General features: G+C 60.9%; 2 protein-coding genes. Both read left to right on the top strand.

The features are described from left to right. Window positions 1–937, top strand: a 937-nt coding sequence (locus WCA53_RS29715; RefSeq protein WP_423919711.1) for an aldehyde dehydrogenase family protein, incomplete at its 5' end; no start/stop codon positions are given. Between the two features lie 3 nt (window positions 938–940). Then, window positions 941–1,504 (top strand): phosphonate degradation HD-domain oxygenase, encoded by a 564-nt coding sequence (locus WCA53_RS29710; protein ID WP_423919706.1) that lies wholly within the window; start codon window positions 941–943, stop codon window positions 1,502–1,504. Window positions 1,505–1,603 lie beyond the last annotated feature (99 nt).

Raw genomic sequence — 1,603 nt, 5'->3', positions numbered from 1 at the left:
GGCCATTGCAACGAATAACCGCGTGATCCTGAAGCCGTCGGAGAAAGTGCCTTTGTCGGCGTACTACTTCGCCGACGTGCTGTATGAAGCCGGCTTGCCCGCGCCCATGTTGCAAGTGCTGACCGGCGATCCGCGCGAAATCGCCGAAGAACTCGTTACACACCGGCACGCCGAACTCGTCACGTTCACGGGGGGCGTCGCGATCGGCAAGGCGATTGCCGCGAAGGCGGGGTATCGGCGAGTGGTGCTGGAGTTAGGCGGCAACGACCCGTTGATCGTCCTCGAAGACGCCAATCTCGAACGCGCTGCAACGCTGGCTGTACAGGGTTCGTACAAGAATTCCGGCCAGCGCTGCACGGCAGTCAAGCGCATGCTCGTACAGAAGAGCGTGGCTGCAAGATTTACGGAACTGGTGGTGGAAAAGACGCGCGCCTGGACCTATGGAGACCCCTTCGACCCGGCGAACCAGATGGGTACCGTGATCGACGCGGCGGCCGCCGAGCTGTTTGAAACGCGCGTGAACGAAGCGGTCGCGATGGGCGCGCGGCTTCTGTGCGGCAACCGCCGCCACGGCGCACTGTACGCGCCAACGGTTCTCGACCGGGTCGATCCCGCCATGACGCTGGTGCGCGAGGAAACCTTCGGCCCCGTGTCGCCCATCATTGAATTCGATACCGTCGACGACGCCATTCGTATCAGCAATGGCACGGCGTTCGGATTGTCGTCAGGCCTGTGTACGGATCGCGCCGATCTCATCACGCGCTTCGTGAACGAGTTGCGCGTGGGCACGGTGAACGTATGGGAAGTGCCCGGTTACCGGATCGAATTGACGCCGTTCGGTGGCATCAAGGACTCCGGTCTGGGCTACAAGGAAGGCGTGCAGGAAGCCATGAAAAGCTTCACGAACCTCAAGACTTTTTCGCTTCCGTGGGAATGAATCGTGGCACTGACACTGACTGACATTGTGCATCTCTTCGACACTTACGGCGGCATTGCCTATAGCGGCGAGCCGGTGACACAACTTGAACACGCGCTGCAAACGGCTGCGCTGGCGGAGCAAGCGGGCGCGGCGGACACGCTCGTGGCGGCAGCATTTCTGCATGACCTCGGCCATTTGCTGAATTTGCAGGGCGAGACGCCGACTGAGCGGGGTATCGACGACCTGCACCAATACTTCGCGCTACCTTTCCTGCGGCCGCTTTTTAACGAAGCCGTGCTCGAACCGATTCGCCTTCACGTCGACGCCAAGCGTTGCCTGTGCGCGATCGACGCCGATTATTTCGCAAAGCTTTCCGTCGATTCGGTGCGCAGCCTGAAACTGCAGGGCGGCATTTTCAGCGCCGAAGAGGCCGAGGCGTTCTTGAGCAAGCCATTCGCACAGGACGCGCTGTCGTTGCGTCGCTGGGACGATCTGGCCAAGGCGCCGCAACGGGCGACGCCGTCGCTCGAACACTATATGTCGCTAATCGAGGGATTGTCGGCAAGTCATCGCGCAACGGTTTGAATGTTTGAATTCGAAGGCGTGGCGATTAGATCAGGAAACCGAAGCAGTCGCGGGGAGCGTTGCGAGCGGTAGCGGCAAGGCGTGCATCACGGCCCTACA

The sequence above is a fragment of the Caballeronia sp. genome (assembly GCF_049581465.1).
In the GTDB taxonomy this organism is placed as follows: domain Bacteria; phylum Pseudomonadota; class Gammaproteobacteria; order Burkholderiales; family Burkholderiaceae; genus Caballeronia.
This window is presented reverse-complemented; position numbering and strand designations above follow the sequence as displayed.